The following is a 19,377-nucleotide window of genomic DNA, read 5'->3' on the forward strand; positions in this document are numbered from 1 at the left end:
AAGTAAATATGGAGACTTCTTGTGATTAATCTTTTGGGTTTAACGTAAAACAGGGGGGGACTAATATTAACTCTTTATAATCATTCTCATGCCGTCTTGAAAATTGACAGTATACCTGTAAGGGTATAATATTAATTCACAAACATTATCTAGTTAATAATGTAGTGTGATAAAGCATAGTATGAAGTGATAGTTGATAACATGCAAATATATAAATTTCAAAGAAGGAGTTCAACGCATGGAATATGATCAAAAGATTAAAAATCGCTTACGTCGGATAGAAGGACAGATAAAAGGTGTATTGACCATGATGGAACAAGGAAAAGATTGCAGAGAGGTTGTGACCCAACTAGCTGCTTCACGTAATGCGATCGATCGAGCAATGGGTTTGATTGTGAGCACAAACCTTGAACATTGTGTTCGTGAAAGTTTAGAAAAGGGAGAAGACACACAACACTTAGTAAAAGAAGCGGTCGACTTATTGGTAAAGAGCCGATAAAAAAATTCATCAACCTATCATCTTTAAGGTTGACGGATTTTTATATTTATTATAATATACCCCTACCGGTATTTTGGATTGAATAATAGGAGATCTTTCGAAAAAAATTTTAATTCTAATATACCCCCAGGGGTAATAGTGGATAGTCAGGAGAATAAACATGACAAAACAAACAAAACGCACAACAATTGTTTTATTTAGCGGCGAATATGACAAAGCAATGGCAGCCTATATTATTGCAAATGGTGCAGCTGCCTACGATCATGAAGTGACGATCTTCCATACGTTTTGGGGATTAAACGCTTTACGTAAAGAAGAGCTGATTCCAGTGAAAAAAGAATTTCTTGAAAAAATGTTTGGAAAGATGATGCCTCGCGGTGCTGATAAGATGGGTTTATCTAAAATGAACTTTGCAGGTATGGGCCCTAAAATGATTAAAAATGTGATGAAAAAGCATAATGCACTTACGTTGCCTCAGTTGATTGAGATGGCTCAAGAACAAGGTGTAAAGCTCGTAGCTTGTACGATGACAATGGATCTTCTTGGTTTACAGGAAAAAGAACTATTAGATGATATCGACTATGCTGGTGTAGCTGCTTATTTGGCAGATGCTGAAGAAGGCAATGTCAACTTATTTATCTAATGTTGTTCATTGCAAGGGAGGCTATGAATCACGATGGGCAGCGGTGTAATCATCAATACCTTACTCATTTTATTTTTACTGTGGATCGTATTTCGACGTTTTTTCCCATTGCATGGTGTTAAACAAATAACAACTGCTGATTTAAAGTCAGAGCTGAAAAATAAAGATAAACAGTTTATCGATGTACGAACACCCCATGAGTTCCGTACAAGGCATATTAAAGGGTTCAACAATATTCCCTTATCTGACTTGCCTCGTCAAACTCATCAGCTTTCGAAAGACAAAGACGTCTTTGTGATCTGCCAAAGCGGAATGAGAAGTGTAAAGGCAAGTAAAATATTGAAGAAACAAGGGTTTAAACATATCACAAATATAAAAGGGGGTATGAATACATGGCATTAACACCGATTTTTATTTATTTGTATACCCCCGCCCCTATATAAGAAAAGGAGGAAAAAATCGTGAAAGCAAATATTGTATTAGACGCTAAAGGCTTGTCATGCCCAATGCCAATCGTAAAAACAAAGAAGAAAATAAAAGAATTAAAAGCTGGTGACATATTAGAAATTCAAGCAACAGATAAAGGATCGGCGGCAGATCTGCAAGCATGGGCAAAAAGCTCAGGCCATGAATATCTAGGTACTGAAACAGAGGGAGAAGTCCTTCGTCACTTTCTTCGAAAAGGAGGAGAGCATTCATCAGAAAATGCATCTTCAATTCCTGAGATTTCATTAGAAGCTTTCACACAGAAAGTGGATCGTGATGAGTCTCTTCACATTTTAGATGTACGAGAGATAGAGGAGTATGAAGAAGCCCATATCCCCGGAGTGGTGCATATCCCTCTTGGCGAAGTGGAAAAGCGCTCTAACGAATTAAACAAAAATGATGAAATTTATATTATTTGCCATTCAGGAAGAAGAAGTGAAATGGCAGCGCACACCATGAAAAAACAAGGTTTTAAAAAGGTTATTAATGTTATTCCCGGTATGCGGGATTGGACAGGTCAAACAGAAAAAGGAGGTAGGTAAACATGACCGTGCAAGCACTTACCGCAAAAGAAGTCACACAAAAAATCTTTCACAAAGAATCTTTATTTATTTTGGATGTACGTAATGAAAATGATTTTAGCGATTGGAAGATTGAAGGACATTATTTTGACCATTTAAATGTACCGTATTTCGATCTTTTAGATGGCGTAGAAGATATCTTGGAGAAAATTCCTTCTGATAAAGAAGTGCTGGTCGTTTGTGCAAAAGAAGGTTCATCTGTCATGGTATCCGAAATGCTTTCTGAAGCAGGTCATTCTGTATCCTATCTTAAGGGCGGAATGAGAGCATGGAGCGAACATTTAGAACCGGTAAAAGTCGGGGATTTAAAAGATGGCGGTGAAATGTATCAGTTTGTTCGAATCGGTAAGGGCTGCCTATCATACATGGTCATTTCCAATGGTGAAGCGGCGATGATTGATGCGACACGTATGGCGGATATTTTTATAGACTTTGCGAAAGAGAAGGGTGCGGAGATTACTCACGTATTTGATACACATCTTCACGCAGACCATATTTCAGGCGGCAGAGTCATTGCTGAAAAAACAAAAGGAACCTACTGGTTACCGCCTAAAGATGCTGAAGAAGCGGTATTCGATTATCAGCCGTTGGAAGAAGGAAATGATATCATCATTGGAAATACAAAGATTAAAATTCAACCCATTTATTCTCCCGGACATACCGTTGGCTCCACTTCTTTCATTGTTGATGATCAGTATCTTCTTTCAGGTGATATCTTATTTATTGATTCAATTGGCAGACCAGACTTAGCCGGTATGGCAGAAGATTGGGCAGGAGATTTAAGAACAACGCTTTATAGCCGTTACAAAACGTTATCAAAGGATTTAATTGTATTACCGGCACACTTTATGATCATTGACGAGCTAAATGAGAATGGAAGTGTTGGTAAAAAACTACGCACATTATTTAGCGAGAACCATGGTTTGAACATTGCGGATGAAACAGAATTTAGACACTTAGTAACAGATCATTTGCCTCCGCAGCCAAATGCATACCAAGAGATTCGAGAAACAAACATGGGGAAAATCAGCCCGGATGAAGAAAAACAGCGTGAAATGGAGATTGGTCCAAACCGCTGTGCAATACAGTAACACAAGTTTCTATTAAAAAGAGGAGAGACGAACATGAAATCAGATAAAGTATTAGACGCAAAAGGCCTGGCATGCCCAATGCCAATCGTCAGAACAAAGAAAGCGATGAATGAACTGGAATCAGGTCAAATATTAGAAGTGCATGCAACAGATAAGGGAGCTAAAAGTGATCTTGCAGCTTGGTCTAAATCAGGCGGGCATGACCTTTTAGAGCAAACTGATGAAGGCGATGTATTGAAATTCTGGATTAAAAAAGGCTAATGAATGTGAAAGGGTATCGAATACAAAGATGCCCTTTTTCTTTGAAAGGAGGAACCAAAATGGATATTGCCTTTATCACAACTCTTTTCATTATAGGGTTTATTGGTGCCTTTATTTCCGGAATGATAGGTATTGGCGGATCAGTTATTAATTATCCAATGTTATTATACATTCCTTCTTTAGTGGGAGTGATGTCATTAACTGCCCATGAAGTTTCAGGGATAGGGGCTATTCAAGTTTTCTTTGCGACACTTGGCGGTGTTTGGGCTTATCGTAAAAGTGGTTTTTTAAATAAAGCATTAATTATGTACATGGGAAGCAGCATCCTTTTAGGGAGTGTATTGGGGAGTTACTTTTCTCATTATATATCTGAAAAAGGAATTAACTTTATATACGGAATTCTGGCTATACTAGCAGTTATTTTAATGTTTATACCTAAAAAAGGACAAGAACATAGCGAAGACGAAGAAGTGATATTTAATAAATGGTTGGCTTCGTCCCTAGCGTTTATCATTGGTGGCGTATCAGGTATTTTAGGAGCTGGCGGCGCCTTTATCCTAGTCCCCATTATGTTATCGATTTTAAATATCCCTGTTAGAATCACAGTCGCTTCATCTCTTGCGATTACATTTCTTTCATCTATTGGCGCAACAGTTGGAAAAGTAATCACGGGCCAGGTTCTTTTTGCACCGGCTCTGGTTCTTATGATTGCCAGTTTAATTGCTTCTCCTATTGGCGCATCTGTTGGGCAAAAAGTAAATACAAAATTCCTGCAATGGATTTTAGCGTTATTAATAAGTGCGACAGCTATTAAAATTTGGTTAGAGCTCCTTTGATATGAGTTAGCGGGTAAAATGAAAGATTAAAAGATTCATCACTCCTTGGTTTCTTATTCATGTTATAACACTTGCTCACGTTCAATAAATGTTTCAAGTGCTTGATGAAATTCTTTTTGATAATGGTGACTTGGGCAAGTCTTGACTATAGTGCGGTGAAAAACATTTGATTTAGTTGCGTCCAGTGTTTTATTTAGGACAGCGTTATGGGACACTATAAACCTGTACGTTTTAAAACGAAGATGGTGATTTTAACAAACATGGAACCCGAGACATGTCATGTAACTTTCTGGTGATGAAAAAAACGACTCCATTTTTACTCCACAATATGAATAAATCTTTGTAAATAACATGATCAATATAAACAAACACTAATATATAAAGGTTTTGTAATAGAAAACACAGTTTCGCTTTATTGAGGGCCCAGCGGGTGAATAACCCGTGAAGGTTCAAGTCCTCTCGGCCGCATCACAATGATACCAAGGGTTCTGACACTTTTGGTATTTTTTGTTTGCAGCTTCCCCGTTACTTAAAGCAAGTCGTCTGGTTTGCCAGCTATCTTTTAAAGTCCCTTTTTCGATTATTGAAATGATAAAATAGGAGAAGACAGCCAAAAAGAAATGAGAGCAGATTCAGATGCGTAACACAAGAATAACTCATCGTGATCGTATTCGTACACATTTTTACAGAGGAGGACAATTATGATTGGAATACTGGCAGGAATGGGGCCAAAATCTACTGGGCCATTTGTAGATAAGGTAGTAGACGAGTGCCAAAAAATATATGGAGCAATACATGACATGGATTTCCCTCATATGATGATTTATTCTTGTCCGACTCCTTTCTATATGAATAAACCTCTCGATCATACGGACATGGAAAAGGCAATTATTGAGGGGGCTGTAAAGCTTGAAAAAACGGGTGTTGATTTTATTGCAATCCCATGTAATACCGCACATATCTATTTTAATCAAATAAAAAAATCGATTTCAGTCCCTTTACTAAACATGGTTGATGAAACCATAAATAAAATACCTAAAGGCTCAAAAAAAGCAGCTCTTTTAGCCACTGTTCCTACGGTTCAATCTGGAATATTTCAAGAAGCGTTAAACAGAGAAGGTTATGATTTTTTACATCAAGTTAGTTGGCAAATCTATGTCGATCACATAATAGAAAAGATTAAACAAGGTCAAATCAATGAGGCTGGTACATTATATGATGAATTACACCGTGAATTAGCAGAAAAGGTTGATACGGTTATCATTGCATGTACGGATTTAAATATGGTCACGGATCAAAAAAGCAGCGAACTTACCTTTGTTGATTCATCAGCTTGTCTCGCTCAAGCCATTGTAAATAAGTATGTATCATTAACAAAATAAGCCGTCTGATTTATCAGCAAATTCAGGGCGCTTTTTTTCCTTTAAAGCGCCCGGCTTCGGCAGATACCTGATCCTCGAGTTACTTCTTTGAATGTAACTTCCCCGCGTTATTGTTCTTTTAACATTGAATACTTTCGATACGCTTTATAGTAACTGCAGCCGAAGACAACAGCCATAAGAGCGGGAAGCGACCTCAAAAGGGCAAATGGAGTTTCAAATAAAAATGCTTTCCAAAACATTGCGCCTTCCATACTCCACAGACCTTCAGCTAAATACAAACCTGAATCCTTGTAAATCAAATAAGAATAAAACAAGCACAGTAACCCAAAACAAGATGAAAATCCCATTAATCTTTTATAATAATTACTCTTTGATTGGCGATCCGAGAAAATTTCATTTTGATCATCATCTTCTTTTTGCCAATACCGAGTTCCGCTAAGCCATGGGCTGTTTATATAACTCCAGCCGAAGTCTTCATATATCTCTCTGTAGTCTTTGAACTTTTTCTTTGATAAATAATCTTGATAATCCAGTCGCATCACATATTTCTTGTCGGTTTTTTCAAAAGTGTATATTCCTAATCCGCTGATATTTGTACAGCGATAGCCTTTTTGTAATTGCTCGTTCAGCCATTGCTCCTCTTTTTCAATATCAAAAAACATCTTAAATGTCTTCATTCGATTCACTTCCTTCGTACAGGGATAAAATATGCAGTAACCTGTTTTGTTCCATTTTCAAAATGGCGCTTCCTTCCGCAGTTATCATATAAACTTTTCTCCGGCCCGACTCTCCAACAGGTTCAATCCAGCCATGCTTATTCAAGTTTTCAATCGCGCCGTATAATGTGCCGGCTGCTAAAATAACAGTTCCGTTACTCATCTTTTCGATCTTCTGCATGGCGGCATAGCCATGAAGCGGCTCCCGCAGAGCTAATAAAATATAATGCATGGTTTCAGACAGCGGTAATAATTTATGTTTCATATCCTCATCCTCTATTCAGTTTGACTATATAGTTAAACTTAATACAGTTCAACTGAATAGTCAATGGTCTTTTCAAAATTTGTCAAAGGAACTTGAAAATCAAATCTAAAAAGTCGCTTTTCTTACGTAATGGGAAGCGACTTTTTGTATGTCCATATTGACGCCAAAAAGAATTTATCGCGGTACGCAGCTGATTTCCGATGTAGCAGTGTCGTTTATTTTCAATGTGTTTTTTACGGTAAGAAAATCATCAAATTGAAAGGGGATGAAAATTAATAGTTGACTTAAGCAACTGTTTCGATTACGATGGAAAAAAGTTGCTTAAGTCAATCTTTTGGAGGAGGTTCATCAATTTGGAAACAAAACGTGTTTTGGCATTCAGACAATTTAATAGATTTTATACAGATATTTTAGGCTTTCTAAATGAACATATTTATGACAGTCCATTCTCTTTAACAGAAACAAGGATTTTATACGAAATTTATAATACGGCCGATTGTACAGCAAAAATCATTCAAGAAAGGTTAGACTTGAACAGAGGATATGTGAGCAGAATCGTCAGAAAATTCGAAGAAAAAGGCTTCATATACAAGCAAAAATGCAGAGAAGACGGACGCAATCATTTCCTTTACGTAACCGCATCAGGGGAAAGTATTTATAAAAGTCTGGAGAAAAAAGCGAATCAGCAGGTTGAATATATCCTTGAACGCATAGACAAAGAGGAACAAGAAAAACTTGTACATTCAATGGAAACCATTCAAAACATTTTGCAGCATTCTTTTTATGATAAAGAATCTCCGATTTCAATAAGAGACTATTATACTTCAGAGGATGTCAAAAACATAATTGAGAAACAGCGATTATTTTATGCCGAATCCCATGGCTGGGATGATACATTTTTATCCTATCTTCACGATACGTTTAAAGCTGATATTAAAAAAATATGGGTGGCAGAAAGCGGGAATCAATTTGCGGGTTGTATCGGCTTAGTGAATGACGATGAAAAAACAGGACAGTTAAGGTGGTTCTTAGTCGATCCGTCTTTTCAAAGAAAAGGTGTCGGCAGCCGTCTGATTAAGGCACTTGTTCAATATTGTAAAGAAAATGGATACGAGCGTATATTTCTTTGGACGGTAAGAGACATGTCAACAGCCCGGCCCTTGTATAAAAAAAACGGATTCGAAATTACAGAAATTCATGAAGAAAAACCTTTATGGGGATCAAATTTAATAGAAGAGCGCTGGGATTTGGAATTATAAAGTGAGGGGGGATAGGATGCGAATAAAATATCACTATGCATGGATCATTGTGTTTGTCACTTTTTTCACCTTTTTAGCGGTTCAAGGCGCGCGTCTTTCATTTGGAGCTTTTGTTGAACCATGGGAAAAAGATTTTTCTATGAATAGAGGAACAATCTCACTTATTTCCACTCTGAGTTTTATCATATATGGCATATCTCAGCCCATAATAGGGAGGCTGGTTGATAAATTAGGTCCCCGAATGATTTTGTCAGTCAGCACTTTCGTAGTCGGGATCAGCTTTATATTGACTTCTTTTGTAAATCATCCATGGCAATTATTTATCCTTTACGGAATTGTTATCTCAGTCGGTGTTGGAGGGGCATCCAATGTAGCCGCAACAGTGGTTGTTACAAATTGGTTTAATGAAAAACGCGGACTTGCTTTTGGAATTATGGAGGCAGGGTTTGGCGCGGGTCAGATGCTTCTTGTTCCCGGATCTCTCATTTTGATTCAATGGTTTAACTGGAAGTTAACTGTAGTGATTTTGGGTCTGATTTTAATGGTTATTGTGTTTCCTGTCATACTGTTATTCTTACGGAATCATCCCGGCGAGATGGGGCTATCTCCTATGGGCGGTTTTATGAAAGCAGAAGCTGAAAGTGAACAGCATACGGCCCACTTTTCTGTTTGGACAGTGTTTTGCAAGAAACAATTCTGGTTTTTAATATTACCTTTTGCTATATGCGGTTTTACAACTACAGGGCTGATGGATACCCACCTTATCCCTTTTTCTCATGACCATGGATTTTCAACAAGTGTAACCAGTGCTGCAGTTAGTGTGTTGGCGGGATTTAATATTTTGGGGATCATTATTTCAGGAATTGCGGCAGACCGTTGGAGCAGTAAAAAGATGCTTATTCTTTTATATGTCATACGCGCATTATCAATTTGTATCCTGTTATATAGTCATCATCCGGTCATATTGCTTATTTTTGCCACCCTGTTTGGACTAGTTGATTTTGCAACTGTAGCTCCTACTCAAATGTTAGCCACGCAATATTTTAAACAATATTCAGTTGGTTTTATTTTAGGCTGGTTATTCCTGAGCCATCAGATAGGATCAGCGCTGGGAGCTTATGTACCAGGTTTTCTCTATAGTGAAATGGGTAACTATGATCTTTCTTTTTATTTCTCAATTATTATTTTGTTGGGAGCGGCAATATTTACTTTCTTACTGCCTGAAACGGTGAAAATAAAAAAAGAACAAAAACCGAAGACCGATTCAGCTTCAAATGAAACAGTATCCAAGCGTGTGAATACCCCGTGAAGGTCCAAACCCTCTCGGCCGCATTAATAATACCAAGGGTTTTGAGTCCCTTGGTATTTTTTGTTCATTGAATTATTATAAACTTCTAACTTACTTAATGGTTGTTGTTCCAGTTTTTCTCTATAAATGTATTCACAGGCTGTAAGCTGGTTTTGTTCGCAATTTCAATGACAGCGGGAACCACGGAAGGGTCTGTTTTGGAGAAGTTAGGAATCCGCGGATCTAACCGGAAAAAGCGATCTCCCAGCAGATTCGCGCTGACCATAGATTCATAGTAGCCATTTCCGCCGGAGATCATCTGAAGAAATGGCAGTAATGGTTCATTAGGCGACCTGTCCAAAAGGACTCCCCAATTTGGAGGAAGGTTCTTCAGATTTTCGGGACGTATGTTATCCGCACTTACCATTCCCCACCCCCTCGTATCTCTTCTTAACCGAGTCGGGGCTTCACCTGTACCGATGGATAGCGCCGCAATTTGATCCAGTGGCACGTTGGCTTTACCAACCGCAAACGCGATACTGGCCGTACTGGGGTTCGTTGCCACTACATATCCGTCCACGTAGTTTTGATAGGCTCGCTGCGTCGCGGGAGCACCGCTGCTCCGCAGTATGACATCGCTCACTTTCTCATTTAAATAGGGAGAGCCGGGAAAGTTGTGAAATAATACGGGCGTCCAACGATCCAGTGCTGGGGAGTATAATTTGAATGAAGGGACAACAATTCGTTTTCTTACATCTTTAAGACGAAGGCCTGGCGGGAAAAAGTTTCGTACCGCTTTAATAAAACCGGAATATGGTAATTGTTGATTGAAAACAGGTCCGCCCGGCCGGGAAGTGCTGAATGCGGGCAGGATTTCATCCTCAAAATACTGAAGTGTTTCCTTCGGAGATCTTCCGCTTGCTAATGCAAGGGCAGTAAATGAACCGATTGAATTTCCCGCAAATACATGGGTTCGGCTTATTAATGCTGGATTTTGTTCAGCCAGTCTGTTCAATAGCTGTAAACTTAAAGCACCTAAGGTACCGCCCCCGTCAAAGGTCATGATCCGATATTTTGCCAAAGCTGATTTCTCCTTTCTGATGAAAACTATCATTTAGTATATGTTCAACCAGAGTCTATTGTATGGATGAATGAATATCTCTTTATCTTAAAAATGGTTTGATTATCAATCCAGCGAGTCGGGAAAGAATATGTTTTTTATTTGAAGAGGTTTTTTCCGGGAGAAAGGAGAATTATTTAAAAATAAAAGGGGGAAAACACTTGAATACAATTGACCTTATTATTTTACATTTTGAAGAGGTGAGACGGCGAAGCATCAAGTTATGGACAGCTATACCTGAGGAAAAAATGGACTGGCGCCCGGATTCCGAAGCCATGTCGTGTAAAGAAATGATAAGACACATATTAGAAGCAGAATTTCTTTATCATCAAATTTTAATGAAAAATATGAGTGAGTTTTCAGAGGAAACTATTAATCCTTATGAATCAAAAATGTTTACCACTGTAAGCGAAGAATTAGAATTTGCAAAACCGTATCGGGCCGAGTTTTTGACATTCATCAAATCGTTAAACGAAACAGATTTAACAAATATAAAGATTGACAGGTCTGATGTTGGATATATTCGCGAACTAGGAGACATGTTATTAAGAATCGCTTACCATGAGTCCGTACATACCGGTCAGCTTTTAGACTATCTCAGAACTGCTGAGGTTGACAGGCCTTTAATTTGGGACTAGTTAAATGATTGAGTTTTACACGGGAAGGGGAAAGAATGTATAGACCGATTAATTTTCAAGAGAAATTAGCTGCGTTCCAAGATCAATGGTCTCCAAAAGTAATCGCTGAAATGAATGACTATCAATTTAAACTTGTTAAGGTACAAGGGGATTTTGTTTGGCATAAGCATGACGAAACAGATGAAGTCTTCATTGTCATTGAGGGTAATTTAATCATTGAATTTCGTGATGGAGAAGTAACATTAAATGAAGGTGAAATGTTTGTCATTCCGAAAAATGTTGAACATAAACCTTATGCAGAATCAGAGTGTAACATTTTGCTTGTAGAACCTAAAGGTGTTGTGAATACCGGGCAGGAAATAACTGATCAAACAGCTGAAAATGATGTCTGGGTCTAGCCTGTAACAAAAAAACGATCAAAAATCTGAAAGATCGAATGACGATTAGAGAAAATGATCAGGAAAACCAATTAAGAATGAAAATATTAAAAATTTTGTTAATATTATAATACATTGTTTGGAAATGTAATCATTTTATAAGGAGTTTTCTAATTGCGTTGGAGTAAATGGTTCAATATTTTTTGCATAACAGCATTGGGATCAGTATATGGCTATAAATTGTTTACTAACCAAGAAGTCAGTACGACTCGTGTAATCATAGCTGCTGCAATTATCTTGTGGAACATTGTCGGACTTTTTAGCAAAGAACCAGTAAAACAAACACAGCAAGCAAACTAAAAGTCAAAAAACACTTTCCAATCGTTCAATAAAAAGTTGGTACAGAAGGATGCTGCAGCGTGCAGCATCCTTTTTCGCAGTCTCCCTTTTTACGCTGCTTATTATAATCGTCAATCATTCAAGTTTCATCAAGCATCCAGAATCTGTTGTATCGATAAATCAAAATTGCCCTAAAATGTGCTGGTTCATCAAAATACCAGTCCAAGCTGCAGTTATTTATTTACATAGTATGTAAAGATTAAAAAATGAGAGAAGGAGTGGCGTAATGTATTATAACGAAGGTGAAGATCAACAGTACGTCCAGAAGAAAAAGCCATACAACGAAGCCTGTGACCTAGGCCATGATTTTGATATGGCGGACGACGCAGCAAGAGCGGAAGCAGCAAGAGAAGCAGAAGCGAGAGCCAGAGCGGAAGAGGCAATAGCAAGAGCGGAAGAAGCAAGAGCCAGAGCAGCAGAAGCGGCAAGAGCAGCAGCAGAAGCAAAGGTAAAAGCGGCAAAATTAGCAGCAAAAGCGAAATGTAAAAAACGTCATAAGAAAGAGAAAAAACAGGAATGCAAACGTAAGCACAAGAAGAAAAAATAAGAGCTTTTCATCATTTGAAAGATAAGATTCAATGTGTATCGATGTTATCCGTACAGGGGTGCAAAAACGATAAAGAATAAGATTCTTGTCGGGGGATCAAGCAAAAAGATTGCTCAGCCGGTGTCTCAGCAGAACCACGCATGGCAGGGCAAACATAATTTTCTATGGACTTCCATAGCTTGGTCGGGATATCACGCCAATAAATGTAAGTGCCTATCATGATAAAAAAGGCAGGAGAGACAAGAGTTTCGGCAGCTTGCCGCTCTTGTCTTTTTTTGTTTTTATATCATCTTCGCGTATATGTGTCTATTTTTAAGTTTGCAGAACATCTGTCTAAGAATTTGTCCAATTCCTACATATACTGGTATCGGAATCAAATGCTTATTGGGAGTGAAATAGATGGGATCAGCACAGTTAACGGGACGCGTCATCTTCAAAGGGGACCCCGGCTATACAGAGGCGGTTAAGAATTGGAACCCTTATGTTGATGTCTGTCCGCTTGTCTTTGTTTTTGCACAAAATTCATACGATGTAAGTAATGCTATTAAATGGGCTCGTGAGAAGAATGTGCCTATGCGTGTCAGAAGCGGCCGCCATGCTCTGGATAAAAATCTTTCCACGGTAAGTGATGGGATTGTTATTGATGTGAGTGACATGAATAAAGTTTTCTTAGATGAAAAAAACGCGGTAGCAACCGTTCAAACCGGCATTCACGTCGGCCCGCTTGTAAAAGGTTTAGCTCGGGAAGGTTTTATGGCCCCGTTCGGAGACAGTCCAACCGTCGGAATCGGAGGAATCACAATGGGAGGCGGATTTGGAGTGCTTTCCCGATCGATCGGCCTGATAAGCGATAACCTTCTCGCACTGAAAATGGTAGATGCCAAAGGCAGGATTATTCAAGCAAATCAATCCCGCAATGAAGATTTACTGTGGGCTTCCAGAGGCGGCGGGGGAGGCAATTTCGGATATAACACCCAATATACATTCAAAGTTCACCGTGCCCCTAAAACCGCAACCGTCTTTAATATCATTTGGCCGTGGGAACAGTTAGAAACGGTATTTAAAGCGTGGCAAAAATGGGCGCCGTTTACAGACGAACGATTAGGATGCTATCTTGAGATTTACAGCAAAGTAAATGGCTTGTGCCATGCGGAAGGATTGTTCCTCGGTTCAAAACCAGAGCTGGTTCAATTATTAAAACCTTTATTAAATGCCGGAACACCGGCACAAACAGTAATCAAAACACTATACTACCCGGATTGTATAGATTTCTTAGATCCTGACGAACCGATTCCCGGCAGATCGGATCAGAGTGTTAAATTCTCTTCGGCGTGGGCGCTCAATCTTTGGCCGGAAGAACCTATTGCAGTAATGAGACAATTTTTGGAAAAAGCGACCGGGACAGAAACCAATTTCTTTTTTATCAATTGGGGCGGCGCGATAAGCAGAGTTCCAAGCAGTGAAACAGCCTTCTATTGGCGCCGACCATTGTTTTATACGGAATGGACGGCCAGTTGGAAAAATAAATCACAAGAAGCTTCGAATCTTGCATCAGTTGAAAGAGTGCGTCAGCTGATGAAACCATATGTAACAGGTTCATATGTGAATGTTCCGGATCAAAATATCGAGAACTTCGGAAAAGCGTATTATGGCTCAAACTTTGCAAGGCTTCAAAGAATAAAGGCGAAATACGATCCCGAAAATGTATTCCGTTTTCCGCAAAGCATCCCGCCATCGTATAAATAGTTTGATCGTTTTTGGAAACAAATAAAAAACACACCAGAACATTCAGGTGTGTTTTTATTGTTGCTAAATTTGGTTATTCAATTGCATCCCAGTGCGGATTCCAAACGATTTCCCATAAGTGTCCATCGGGGTCTTGGAAGTGACCGGCGTATCCGCCCCAAAAAGTATCATGAGCGGGATCAGTTATCGTTGCTCCTGCCTGTTTTGCCTGTTCCATGACTTTATCGGCTTCAGCTTTACTGCCAACATTATGTCCTAATGTAAATTCTGCAGGGCTTGGCGCAGTTAACGTAACGTTTGTTTCATGTGCGATGTCTTTGCGGTTCCAAATGGCAAGTTTCAGTCCTGTTTGTAAGTCAAAAAAGGCAACTGCATCATGTTCAAATTCTGTACCGGCTATTCCCTCTGTAGGCAGACCCAAGCCATCTCGATAGAAGTGAAGCGATTTTTCTAAATTGTCTGCGCCTAAAGTAATTACTGTAATCCGCGGCTTCATAGCAATCATTGATTAAGCGCAATATAAAGTATCGGGAATTTTCATTGAAAAGATTTTGACATTTCAGTAAAGAACCTATATATTCGTATATGAGCACATAATCATATATGGTTATTTTTTTGTCCATGTTAGAATGCTTCATAACAGAAAAGAAATAATAAATGCAGTGTATGAGATAAGGAGGAGATTTTTATGGGTCACAATCACAATCACGCTGGCGGATCCAATAAGAAGGTTTTATTGATCTCTTTTATCATGATTACAGGTTATATGATAATAGAAGCGATAGGCGGATTTTTAACCAATAGTTTAGCGCTTTTGTCAGATGCAGGCCATATGCTGAGTGACTCGATCTCATTAATGGTTGCTCTGATTGCTTTTAAATTGGCCGAAAAAAAGGCAAGTCATCATAAAACATTCGGCTACAAACGATTTGAGATTCTCGCAGCTGTGATAAACGGTGTTGCATTAATATTGATTTCTCTTTACATCATTTATGAAGCAATCAAACGTTTCTCTCATCCGCCGGAGGTAGCAACAACCGGCATGCTGACGATTAGTATTATCGGGTTAGCTGTAAATATATTGGTCGCTTGGATTATGCTGAACGGCGGAGATACAAAGAATAACCTGAACATAAGAGGGGCTTACTTACATGTGATAAGTGACATGCTCGGATCTATAGGTGCCATACTGGCTGCGATCCTTATCATCTTCTTCGGGTGGAGCTGGGCAGATCCAGCGGCCAGTGTCATTGTGGCTATTCTTGTTCTGAGAAGCGGTTACCATGTGACGAAAGACTCCATTCACGTATTAATGGAAGGAACTCCGGGAAATATCGATGTCACTGACATCATTCATACAATTGAAGAGACAGAAGGAATTCAAAGCATTCATGATTTGCACATATGGTCTATCACAAGCGGATTGAATGCTCTTTCCTGCCACGCAGTTGTTAACGATCAACTGACCATTTCTGAAAGTGAAAGTATTTTACGCAAAATTGAACATGAACTTGGAGATAAAGGCATTACACATGTAACCATTCAAATGGAAACAGCAGCGCATAATCACGACAATACGATTCTTTGTCAGTCCCAAACTGAGAATCCGCGTGACCATCATCATCATTAAAGAAGGAAATAGGGACTCACTTTGTCTGCTGACAATTAAGATAAAACCGGAGGGGGGATTCATATGTACGACACGATAGTAATCGGAGCCGGTCAGGCAGGAATCTCAGTAGGATATTATCTAAAGAAGTCGAAACAAAAGTTTATCATTTTGGATAAAAGTCATGAAGTAGGAGAAAGCTGGAAAAACCGGTATGACTCATTGGTTTTATTTACTTCTCGAATGTACAGCTCTTTGCCTGGAATGCAGCTTGAAGGAGACAAGCATGGACTCCCTTCAAAAAATGAAATTGCTGCTTATCTGAAAAAATATGTTGAAAGATTTGAAATCCCGATCCAATTACGGACAGAAGTAATAAGTGTCCAAAAATTAAAGAACTATTTCTTAATAAAAACAAACCGGGAAGAATATCAAACGAAGAATCTTGTGATGGCCGCAGGTCCTTTTCATACCCCTAACATTCCATCAATATCAAGGGATGTAGCCGATCATATTCATCAATTACATTCTTCACAATATAAACATTCAAAACAACTGGCGCCTGGGAATGTACTGGTAGTCGGCGGCGGGAATAGCGGGGCTCAGATAGCTGTTGAATTATCCAAAGAAAGAGTTACATATTTGGCTTGCAGTAATAAACCGGTTTATTTCCCTTTATGGATTGGAAAAAGAAGCATCTTTTGGTGGTTTGATAAATTAGGAGTTTTACATGCAAGTCATACATCAATATTAGGCAAGTTCATTCAGAAGAAAGGCGACCCCATATTTGGGTATGAATTAAAACATGCAATAAGACAGAAGAAGATCATCTTAAAACAAAGAGTCATAGCCGGAAAGCAAAATGAAATGATTTTTAAAGATTCATCTTCATTAGAAGTAAACAATATCATTTGGGCAACTGGTTTTAAGAATCCGCTTTGTTGGATGAAAATAGAAGGTGTTTTGGATAAGGAAGGCCGAATTATACATCACCGGGGTGTTTCAGCTGTGGAAGGATTGTATTTTATTGGTTTGCCTTGGCAGCATAGGCGAGGTTCAGCGCTGCTTCAAGGTGTAGGAAATGATGCTGAATACATTGTAAAACAAATGAACGGTGGATAGACAGAGGAGAGCAGTAACTTACGTGTTTACTGCTCTTTTTTGTGTTGAATAAGTACGGTTATGTGACTGTGTAAAGCCGAAAAAATCTTTTGGCTTAATTAATAAGAAGATCCCTGACTCATTGATTGTGCAACATTCTGACGTACTTCCCGAGCTAACTGCGCGGCACGTAAGGAAGCCTGCCAAATAGCCGGACTCACTGCAGATTGACTGATGGATAATGCCTGTTGTGTGGCTGGAACCATTGGTCTTAGGAGATTTTCCGCCTCGTCTACAGATGACGCGTATTGGTGACCGGCTGCTCTTCTCAGGTCTGCTATCGCTGCGGGGAAGTTTGACCATAGACGAAGTATTGAATTCATGCAGCCAACCATAAGAGGAAAATGAGGAGCCCGGCCTTGTCCGGAGGCGAGAAGCTCTGCTGCGCCTAAAGCGGAATAAACGTGATAGCTCAACGGAGTAAGATATTTCGCGTGTACAATATGAAGTTCTCGTAATCCCCAAGTGTCTGGAAGAAATCTGAATTCTGAACTCATACCGCATCCCAGAGCGAGTGCTCTGCTGACAGCCTGCAAGTGTTTCACTACCGCAGCCATTGATTGTTGAAAGGAGGATGAGTGTATTGGAATTTGTTGAATCGCAGATAAATGGCTTCGCATTTTAATATTTGCCTGACTTAAATCAGGCTGCTGTCTGTAATCATATACATAATACGGATAATAATAATACATATCTAAACTCCCTTTATGAATGACTTTTAGGAGCAGGATATGCACCCAGATTGTTTTTGATAAGGGCATGTGCCTAAATTATCCATCAGTGCAACGATTTTAGTCCGCGCATATTCAGTTGGTATTTTTTATGCAAACGGATTTAGTGGCCAAAACGTTTCTGCTAACTTAAGTCTTTTAGGCTGAACAAGGGAATTTCTTAGTACGGCACACTCTCATTACCAAAAGCATAGGATAATATCACAAAAATTTAAAATTGCGGGGATGAAAAATGTATTATATACCTTTTTCGCATCAATATTATTATTGTGTGAATGTACCGATGTATAGCGATGGAAGATCTGTTTATTGGACTGTTCCAAATAACTATGATCCTTCATACGAAGATAGAAACCTTCTCTTGAAAGATTATGGACCAAAACCATTTGTTGTGAATATCAATAAAGCCGCAAAACAAAACAATACGTTCCGTACGGCCCTATGGACAGGAGAGCATTTTCAAATTACTTTGATGAGTCTTGGTATTGGAGAAGATATCGGTTTGGAGATCCATCCTCACGTAGATCAATTCTTACGGATTGAGCAAGGCCGAGGGATAGTTAAAATGGGCAAGAGTAAAAATAATTTAAGTTTCCGAAGAAATGTCTATGATGATTATGCCATTGTTGTCCCTGCTGGCACTTGGCACAATGTTGTGAATACGGGTAATACGCCGTTAAAACTGTATTCAATTTATGCTCCTCCCAACCATCCGTTTGGTACAGTTCATGTGACAAAGGCCGATGCAGCGGCTGCGGAAGATTAGTATAGGATTCCAGAGGACTTTACTGCTGCAAAGACTATAGAAAAAATCGTATTTGGACAGCATCATTAAATAAAGCGATTGAATGGCTGAAACACAAAATATTAACGTTTCAGCTTGTCATAGTGCAGTTGATGCGATGCTTTATTCCACAACTTTTCAACAGCAAATGTGGTTTTTTGTCTGACCATTTTAATTGATTGGCAGTCAGTGAAAATAGACGATCCGCAGGGAATTTGTAATAAATTCATCCTTGCTCCTCCTAATAAGCGGCTTTAACTGCCAAGTTTCTGTTTCTCTTCAAACCATTTGCGAAGCTGATGAATATGAGCTTGATGATATCTATTATGATCTGCCATATGCCATATTCCCCATTGAATGGTTGCTTGTTTTTCTGCTTCATAATCTACTGTATGATTCAGCTGATCGTCAGTTAACTGATAACAAACAGACTTAAACATGCTGAATACTTCTTCATAATCAGTGAGAATTTGTTCTAATGAAACACCGGAAATGAAAGGGAGCTTATTGTTCTGATCTAACATTGGTCCATACTTCTCTTCAAGCTGCTTTGGTATCGGTTCACCCTTTATTCTGAATATCCAGTTGAGATCAACATTTGCTAAGTGTCTTATTAGCTGAGCTGTACTATTGTATGTTTGATTTGGTCCTTTATAAGCGATCTCCTGCTGTGACATGTCTGACACAATGGATATTAAGCGGCTGTAATTTTCATTAACGGCAGAATACAGCATCACCTCATTAGCACAATTTTTATATTCAGTTTGCCTTATTACTCATATTTGTCAAGCCATTCAGGGAATGAATCGCTAGAGGATGAAGCAATGAAGCAGGCTCTCTTTGCCTGCTTTTTTTGTGTGTCGGCCTTTACATCTGACATGTTTGTTTATCTGAAACTGTACCTTTTTAAATGTCATACAGTGTTATATGATGCTCTGCAGATATTCAAGAATATGTA

General features: G+C 38.9%; 24 protein-coding genes and 1 pseudogene. 18 read left to right on the top strand and 7 right to left on the bottom strand.

The window, feature by feature from the left end; all coding sequences use genetic code 11:
- Positions 1 to 238 precede the first annotated feature (238 nt).
- From ACKTRM_RS02715 to ACKTRM_RS02750, 8 genes and pseudogenes are all read left to right on the top strand, one after another.
- Positions 239 to 499: a metal-sensitive transcriptional regulator gene (locus ACKTRM_RS02715; protein ID WP_003156141.1), complete on the top strand. Its 261-nt coding sequence runs from the start codon at positions 239 to 241 to the stop codon at positions 497 to 499.
- A gap of 160 nt (positions 500 to 659) precedes the next feature.
- Positions 660 to 1,142 (top strand): DsrE/DsrF/DrsH-like family protein, encoded by a 483-nt coding sequence (locus tag ACKTRM_RS02720; protein ID WP_012116892.1) that lies wholly within the window; start codon positions 660 to 662, stop codon positions 1,140 to 1,142.
- Between the two features lie 33 nt (positions 1,143 to 1,175).
- The gene (locus ACKTRM_RS02725) at positions 1,176 to 1,544 is read left to right on the top strand and encodes a rhodanese-like domain-containing protein (protein WP_012116893.1); all 369 of its coding nucleotides are present in this window, start codon (positions 1,176 to 1,178) and stop codon (positions 1,542 to 1,544) included.
- A gap of 56 nt (positions 1,545 to 1,600) precedes the next feature.
- Complete coding sequence (locus ACKTRM_RS02730) at positions 1,601 to 2,170, top strand: sulfurtransferase TusA family protein (protein ID WP_041482177.1); 570 nt, start codon at positions 1,601 to 1,603, stop codon at positions 2,168 to 2,170.
- Positions 2,136 to 3,300 (top strand): annotated as a pseudogene (locus ACKTRM_RS02735) (MBL fold metallo-hydrolase). The gene ACKTRM_RS02730 and the pseudogene ACKTRM_RS02735 overlap by 35 nt, the downstream one beginning before the upstream one ends.
- Positions 3,301 to 3,333: 33 nt before the next feature.
- Positions 3,334 to 3,561 carry a sulfurtransferase TusA family protein gene (locus ACKTRM_RS02740; RefSeq protein WP_012116896.1) on the top strand — a complete coding sequence of 76 codons (228 nt, stop codon included), beginning with the start codon at positions 3,334 to 3,336 and terminating at the stop codon, positions 3,559 to 3,561.
- Positions 3,562 to 3,620: 59 nt separating this feature from the next.
- Positions 3,621 to 4,397, top strand: coding sequence for a sulfite exporter TauE/SafE family protein (locus ACKTRM_RS02745; protein ID WP_012116897.1), 777 nt, complete (start codon positions 3,621 to 3,623; stop codon positions 4,395 to 4,397).
- 701 nt (positions 4,398 to 5,098) lie between these two features.
- On the top strand, positions 5,099 to 5,779 hold the full coding sequence (locus ACKTRM_RS02750) for an aspartate/glutamate racemase family protein (RefSeq protein ID WP_012116898.1): 681 nt from the start codon (positions 5,099 to 5,101) through the stop codon (positions 5,777 to 5,779).
- A 107-nt stretch (positions 5,780 to 5,886) separates the two neighbouring features.
- Here ACKTRM_RS02750 and ACKTRM_RS02755 read toward each other — a convergent pair whose 3' ends face one another.
- Positions 5,887 to 6,456 carry a DUF2812 domain-containing protein gene (locus ACKTRM_RS02755; RefSeq protein WP_012116899.1) on the bottom strand — a complete coding sequence of 190 codons (570 nt, stop codon included), beginning with the start codon at positions 6,454 to 6,456 and terminating at the stop codon, positions 5,887 to 5,889.
- Complete coding sequence (locus tag ACKTRM_RS02760; RefSeq protein WP_012116900.1) at positions 6,443 to 6,760, bottom strand: PadR family transcriptional regulator; 318 nt, start codon at positions 6,758 to 6,760, stop codon at positions 6,443 to 6,445. The genes ACKTRM_RS02755 and ACKTRM_RS02760 overlap by 14 nt, the downstream gene beginning before the upstream one ends.
- Before the next feature lie 353 nt (positions 6,761 to 7,113).
- Here ACKTRM_RS02760 and ACKTRM_RS02765 point away from each other — a divergent pair, with 353 nt between their 5' ends.
- The gene (locus tag ACKTRM_RS02765) at positions 7,114 to 8,019 is read left to right on the top strand and encodes a bifunctional helix-turn-helix transcriptional regulator/GNAT family N-acetyltransferase (protein WP_012116901.1); all 906 of its coding nucleotides are present in this window, start codon (positions 7,114 to 7,116) and stop codon (positions 8,017 to 8,019) included.
- A 16-nt stretch (positions 8,020 to 8,035) separates the two neighbouring features.
- Positions 8,036 to 9,328 carry an MFS transporter gene (locus tag ACKTRM_RS02770; RefSeq protein WP_012116902.1) on the top strand — a complete coding sequence of 431 codons (1,293 nt, stop codon included), beginning with the start codon at positions 8,036 to 8,038 and terminating at the stop codon, positions 9,326 to 9,328.
- A gap of 94 nt (positions 9,329 to 9,422) precedes the next feature.
- Here the strand turns inward: ACKTRM_RS02770 and ACKTRM_RS02775 are convergent, their stop codons facing one another.
- Entirely contained in the window at positions 9,423 to 10,388 is a 966-nt protein-coding gene (locus ACKTRM_RS02775) for a patatin-like phospholipase family protein (protein WP_012116903.1), read from the bottom strand.
- 200 nt (positions 10,389 to 10,588) lie between these two features.
- On the opposite strand from ACKTRM_RS02775, the gene ACKTRM_RS02780 reads away from it, so the two are divergent.
- The 5 genes from ACKTRM_RS02780 to ACKTRM_RS02800 all read left to right on the top strand — a co-directional run bounded on the left by ACKTRM_RS02780 (position 10,589) and on the right by ACKTRM_RS02800 (position 14,134).
- A complete protein-coding gene (locus ACKTRM_RS02780; protein ID WP_012116904.1) occupies positions 10,589 to 11,065 on the top strand; it encodes a DinB family protein in 477 nt (158 codons plus the stop codon).
- A gap of 35 nt (positions 11,066 to 11,100) precedes the next feature.
- Positions 11,101 to 11,463, top strand: a complete 363-nt coding sequence (locus ACKTRM_RS02785; protein WP_012116905.1) for a cupin domain-containing protein — start codon at positions 11,101 to 11,103, stop codon at positions 11,461 to 11,463.
- A 153-nt stretch (positions 11,464 to 11,616) separates the two neighbouring features.
- The gene (locus ACKTRM_RS02790) at positions 11,617 to 11,802 is read left to right on the top strand and encodes a hypothetical protein (protein WP_032866847.1); all 186 of its coding nucleotides are present in this window, start codon (positions 11,617 to 11,619) and stop codon (positions 11,800 to 11,802) included.
- 265 nt (positions 11,803 to 12,067) lie between these two features.
- Positions 12,068 to 12,388, top strand: coding sequence for a hypothetical protein (locus ACKTRM_RS02795; protein ID WP_012116906.1), 321 nt, complete (start codon positions 12,068 to 12,070; stop codon positions 12,386 to 12,388).
- Between the two features lie 399 nt (positions 12,389 to 12,787).
- Positions 12,788 to 14,134, top strand: a complete 1,347-nt coding sequence (locus ACKTRM_RS02800; RefSeq protein WP_012116907.1) for an FAD-binding oxidoreductase — start codon at positions 12,788 to 12,790, stop codon at positions 14,132 to 14,134.
- Positions 14,135 to 14,207: 73 nt separating this feature from the next.
- On the opposite strand, the gene ACKTRM_RS02805 is transcribed toward ACKTRM_RS02800, so the two are convergent.
- Positions 14,208 to 14,630, bottom strand: coding sequence for a VOC family protein (locus ACKTRM_RS02805; RefSeq protein ID WP_012116908.1), 423 nt, complete (start codon positions 14,628 to 14,630; stop codon positions 14,208 to 14,210).
- Between the two features lie 192 nt (positions 14,631 to 14,822).
- Here ACKTRM_RS02805 and ACKTRM_RS02810 point away from each other — a divergent pair, with 192 nt between their 5' ends.
- Together ACKTRM_RS02810 and ACKTRM_RS02815 are read left to right on the top strand one after the other, a co-directional pair.
- Positions 14,823 to 15,764, top strand: coding sequence for a cation diffusion facilitator family transporter (locus tag ACKTRM_RS02810; protein WP_012116909.1), 942 nt, complete (start codon positions 14,823 to 14,825; stop codon positions 15,762 to 15,764).
- 63 nt (positions 15,765 to 15,827) lie between these two features.
- Positions 15,828 to 16,865, top strand: a complete 1,038-nt coding sequence (locus ACKTRM_RS02815; RefSeq protein ID WP_012116910.1) for a flavin-containing monooxygenase — start codon at positions 15,828 to 15,830, stop codon at positions 16,863 to 16,865.
- Between the two features lie 98 nt (positions 16,866 to 16,963).
- Here the strand turns inward: ACKTRM_RS02815 and ACKTRM_RS02820 are convergent, their stop codons facing one another.
- Positions 16,964 to 17,596, bottom strand: coding sequence for a hypothetical protein (locus ACKTRM_RS02820; RefSeq protein ID WP_015239242.1), 633 nt, complete (start codon positions 17,594 to 17,596; stop codon positions 16,964 to 16,966).
- Between the two features lie 271 nt (positions 17,597 to 17,867).
- On the opposite strand from ACKTRM_RS02820, the gene ACKTRM_RS02825 reads away from it, so the two are divergent.
- On the top strand, positions 17,868 to 18,401 hold the full coding sequence (locus ACKTRM_RS02825; protein WP_012116911.1) for a cupin domain-containing protein: 534 nt from the start codon (positions 17,868 to 17,870) through the stop codon (positions 18,399 to 18,401).
- A gap of 101 nt (positions 18,402 to 18,502) precedes the next feature.
- On the opposite strand, the gene ACKTRM_RS02830 is transcribed toward ACKTRM_RS02825, so the two are convergent.
- On the bottom strand, positions 18,503 to 18,649 hold the full coding sequence (locus ACKTRM_RS02830; RefSeq protein WP_023356735.1) for a hypothetical protein: 147 nt from the start codon (positions 18,647 to 18,649) through the stop codon (positions 18,503 to 18,505).
- Positions 18,650 to 18,673: 24 nt separating this feature from the next.
- A complete protein-coding gene (locus ACKTRM_RS02835) occupies positions 18,674 to 19,153 on the bottom strand; it encodes a DinB family protein (RefSeq protein WP_023356736.1) in 480 nt (159 codons plus the stop codon).
- Positions 19,154 to 19,377 lie beyond the last annotated feature (224 nt).

It is taken from the genome of Bacillus sp. D7-8, from assembly GCF_052055895.1.
In the GTDB taxonomy this organism is placed as follows: Bacteria; Bacillota; Bacilli; order Bacillales; family Bacillaceae; genus Bacillus; species Bacillus velezensis.